Origin of the sequence: Rheinheimera sp. (assembly GCF_036568245.1) — a bacterium.
In the GTDB taxonomy this organism is placed as follows: Bacteria; Pseudomonadota; Gammaproteobacteria; order Enterobacterales; family Alteromonadaceae; genus Alishewanella.
Genome location: NZ_DATCSY010000401.1, coordinates 1 through 4,321, shown reverse-complemented (window position 1 = coordinate 4,321; position 4,321 = coordinate 1). Strand labels below are relative to the sequence as shown.

At 47.6% G+C, this 4,321-nt stretch carries 4 protein-coding genes; all 4 read left to right on the top strand.

Annotated elements, in window-relative coordinates; genetic code table 11:
• A partial coding sequence (gene rlmKL, locus VIN66_RS18080) for a bifunctional 23S rRNA (guanine(2069)-N(7))-methyltransferase RlmK/23S rRNA (guanine(2445)-N(2))-methyltransferase RlmL (RefSeq protein ID WP_331925285.1) occupies positions 1-1,096 on the top strand: 1,096 nt, incomplete at its 5' end.
• Between the two features lies 1 nt (position 1,097).
• Positions 1,098-1,334 carry a glutaredoxin family protein gene (locus VIN66_RS18075; RefSeq protein WP_331925284.1) on the top strand — a complete coding sequence of 79 codons (237 nt, stop codon included), beginning with the start codon at positions 1,098-1,100 and terminating at the stop codon, positions 1,332-1,334.
• Positions 1,334-3,235, top strand: coding sequence for an ATP-binding cassette ATPase Uup (gene uup, locus VIN66_RS18070; RefSeq protein WP_331925283.1), 1,902 nt, complete (start codon positions 1,334-1,336; stop codon positions 3,233-3,235). Before VIN66_RS18075 ends, uup begins: the two co-directional genes overlap by 1 nt.
• A 22-nt stretch (positions 3,236-3,257) precedes the next feature.
• The coding region (locus VIN66_RS18065) for a DUF3466 family protein (protein ID WP_331925282.1) at positions 3,258-4,321 on the top strand (1,064 nt) is incomplete at its 3' end.

Below are 4,321 nucleotides of genomic sequence, written 5' to 3'. Positions count from 1 at the left end.
TATTATCACCTCTAATACTGATTTGCTCAGGGCGCTGCGTTTATCAAAAAGTAAAAGCTATAAATTCACTAACGGCCCGCTCGATTGCGACTTTACCCTGTTTGATCTGACGGAAAAGCAGGTCGCCGTGAGTTCAGATGCACCAGCATTGTTTTTTAGTGAAAGTAGCTCCTTTGGCAACCGTTTAGCAAAAAACCTGAAGCAATTGCAAAAGTGGGCTAATAAAGAAGGCATAAGCTGCTACCGGTTATATGATGCGGATATCCCCGAATATAATGTCGCTGTGGATTGGTATGATGGCGAAGTGGTGGTGCACGAATATGCAGCGCCGGGTACGGTGGATGAGCAGGTATCACAAAAACGGCTGTTTGATGTGGTAAATCAGGTGCCGCAAGTGCTTGGTATCAGTTCGGACAAAATGATACTCAAGGTTCGTGAGAAACAAAAAGGTACATCGCAGTATCAGGCGCTGAATAAAGCCGGCCAGTATAAAGAAGTCAGCGAGTACGGTGCCAAGTTTCTGGTGAACCTGCGCGACTATTTAGACACCGGTTTGTTTTTAGATCATCGCATAACACGCCGGATGATACAGCAGCAGGCAAAAGATAAAACCGTACTAAATCTGTTTGCCTACACTGGCAGTGCATCTGTACATGCGGCGATTGGTGGCGCGAAAAGTGTTACTACCGTGGATATGTCAAATACTTATCTGGACTGGGCCAAACGCAATTTCATGGTAAATGGCTTAAACGGTAAGCAGTACCAGTTTGAACAGGCCGATTGTCTGCAGTGGTTAAGCCGTTGCCGCAATCAGTTTGATTTGATTTTTGTCGACCCGCCGACGTTTTCAAACTCGAAACGGATGCAGGACAGCTGGGATGTGCAGCGTGATCACGTGAAATTGCTTAATATGTTGACTCAGCGCCTGGCGCCGGGGGGCAAGGTTATTTTCTCCAACAATAAGCGCCGGTTTAAAATTGATACGCAAGCGCTCAATGATGCGGGCTGGCAGGTAAAAGATATCTCTGCAGCGACACTGCCGGAAGATTTTAAGCGCAACGTGCATATTCATGTCTGTTTTGAGCTGACTCGCTGATATGCAGCCGGAGCTAATTTTATATAGTACCTGGGGCTGTCATCTGTGTGATGAAGCTGAACAGCTGCTGGCTCTGGTGGCAACGGCGCAGACATACAAGGTGGTGGATATCGTTGATGATGAGCAGGCATTTGCCCGCTACCGTATTTCGATACCCGTGCTGCGCTGCGGCGAGAACGAATTATGCTGGCCATTTGATGCGGCACAGCTTACAACCTGGTTAAAGGATATTAGGTAGTGGAATTATTACGGTTTCAACAAGCCTGTCTGGCGTTCGGTACACATCCGATTTTAGATCATGTTGATTTCAGTTTATTTAGTGGTGAAAGGGTGTGTCTGGTAGGCCGTAATGGTGCAGGCAAGTCTTCTTTTTTAAAATTGCTGACCGGTCAGCAAAATCTTGATGATGGCCAGATAGTCGTTAACAGCGGCGTCGTCCTTAGCCGGCTGGAACAAGACCCACCGGCAAAAATGGATGTGAAAATTGCTGATTTTATTCGCGAAGGTGCCGGCGATTTAGCACAAAAACTGCAGCAGTTTTATACCTTGTCAGAAAATCTGGACGGCGCAACAGATGCTGATTACCGCTTGTTTGAACAACTGCAAAGTGAAATGGATGCGCGTGATGGCTGGAGCCTGGAGGCGCGGGTAGCCGATTTATGCCAGCAGTTTGAAATGCAGGGAGACGCGAGCCTGGCGACATTGTCTGGTGGTTGGCTACGTAAGGCTGCGCTGGCAAGGGCCCTGATAGCTAAACCCGATATTCTGTTGCTGGATGAGCCAACTAACCACCTGGATGTTGCCGCTATTCAGTGGCTGGAACAGTTTTTGCTGAATTTTTCCGGCGCTATTATTTTTATCTCACACGACAGGGCATTTATCCGTGCACTGGCCAGCCGTATTATCGATTTAGACCGTGGTCAACTAACGTCACACCCGGGTAATTATCAGGAATATCTCGATCGTAAGCAGAAAATGCTTGAAGATGAACAGCAACACAATGCTCTGTTTGATAAGAAACTGGCTGAAGAAGAAGTCTGGATCCGCCAGGGTATTAAAGCCCGGCGAACCCGCAACGAAGGCCGGGTCAGAGCGTTAAAAGCACTCAGACGGGAGCGGGCAGAGCGTGTTGAGACGATGGGTAAGGTCGATTTTAATATCGAGCAGGCTGATCGTTCCGGTAAGCTGGTATTTGAAACTAAGGCTGTCAGCTGCAGTTTTGATGGTAAAACCATCATCGACAAACTGGATTTACTGGTCATGCGCGGTGACAGAGTCGCGCTGGTAGGTCCTAACGGTGTCGGTAAATCAACCCTGATTAAGCTTTTGCTTGGCGATTACAAGCAAGCAGGCGGTGAAATTAAGCGCGGTACCAATCTTGAAGTGGCTTATTTTGATCAGCATCGTATTGCACTGGACCTTGAAGCCACAGTGCAGGATAACGTTGCGGAGGGTAAGCAGGAAATCACGCAAAATGGCAAAAGCCGTCATGTGCTTAGCTACCTGCAGGACTTTCTGTTTCCACCGGCGCGCGCCCGTACCCCGGTTAAAGCGTTGTCAGGCGGCGAAAAAAACCGCTTATTGCTGGCAAAACTGTTCGCCAGACCAAGTAATTTATTGATCCTCGATGAGCCAACCAACGATCTGGATGTTGAAACGCTGGAATTGCTGGAAGACATTCTGCAGCAGTATCAGGGTACGGTGTTGCTGGTCAGTCATGACAGGGAGTTTGTCAATAATACTGTCACCAGCTCGTTACTTTTTGCCGGCGAAGGGCGCATCATTGAAATAGCGGGTGGCTATGACGATGTGATCGCGTACCAGCAGCGGCAACAAAAAGCGGCTCCGGCGTCACAAAAAGTGACAAAGAACGAACAAAGTATTACAGAACAACCCGCCGTTGAAGCTGTTGCCAGTAGCAGCAAAAAGTTATCATACAAAGAAAAGCGTGAGCTGGAACAAATGCCTGCGCTTATTGAACAGTTGGAAACAGAGCTTGAAGCTTTGCAGACAACTGTGAATAATGCAGAGTTTTTTAAGCAAAGTGCCGAGCATACCCAGGCTACGTTGAACCAATTGCAACAGACCGAGTCGAAGCTGGCGCAAGCGTACGCGCGTTGGGAAGAATTAGACGCATAAGAAGTAAAATTAGGGGCCCCGAATGAAGTTATCTCGCATCAGCCTGGCGATACTGCCGCTGTTAAGTCTGTGTTCTGTGCAAGCGGCTGTTTACAGCGTCGTGGAAGTTGGCGAAGTACCTGAGTTGAAATCGACTTACGCGTCAGCAATAAATGATGCCGGTGATGTTGTTTTTAACGGCGCAATTAAGGTGACGAAAACACCTGCCGGAACAGGTACACAGGTGACGGTATTTGAGTACTACAATTTTCCGATCCGGTTGGAAGAAATCGACTTTGAAGATGAAGACGTTCAGGCATTTTTTACCGACGAGCAACTGGCAGACATTTCAAACGGCAATATAGACGCTGATATTCAGAATATTCTGCTTCGGATTAACCCAACTAACCAGCCTATCGGTAATTCAATTAGTTATTTACGTGCAGGCAATGCTGAGCCTGAAAACTTGGTGCTGGTTGATAATTCGCTAACTCGCGGTAATAGCGAGTATTTATACGGTATTAACGCATCTGGTGTGACAGTAGGTACTGCCACAAGCCCTTTTACCAGACAAAGTTTCACACCTGAAGCGACCGAAAATACGCCAGACCCGGAAACGGTAGAGCGCTGGGTGCCTGACTTACCTTACCAAAGTGCTGCTGCCATTGTAGCTGGCAGCGCAATATCATTGCCGCCCCCATATCTGGAATATGGAGGTGGTGTCAGCGCTGCGAATAATATCAGTGATAATGGTATTGTTGCTGGCTTTGGTAGCGTCGGTTTAGTCGATGAGGCTATTGAGACGTTGGAAGAAAACTGTGATGGAGCCGATGAACCTGTTAACACTTGCTATTACAGCTATCATACCAATACAGCAACGGTTCCCGGCACTCCTAACCAACAATTAAGCGCTTTTGGTTATACCCAGCGTGGTTTGTTATGGCAGTTAAATGGTGGCACTGTCTCTTCACCCACGGTATTGGGCTTTTTAGGTGATAAGAATAGTCAGGCGGCACATGCAAAAGAGAATGTCCGCGCGATTAACTATTACAGTGAAGCAAAGGATGTGAATAATGCCGGCGTGGCAGTTGGTATGTCTTTGTATAG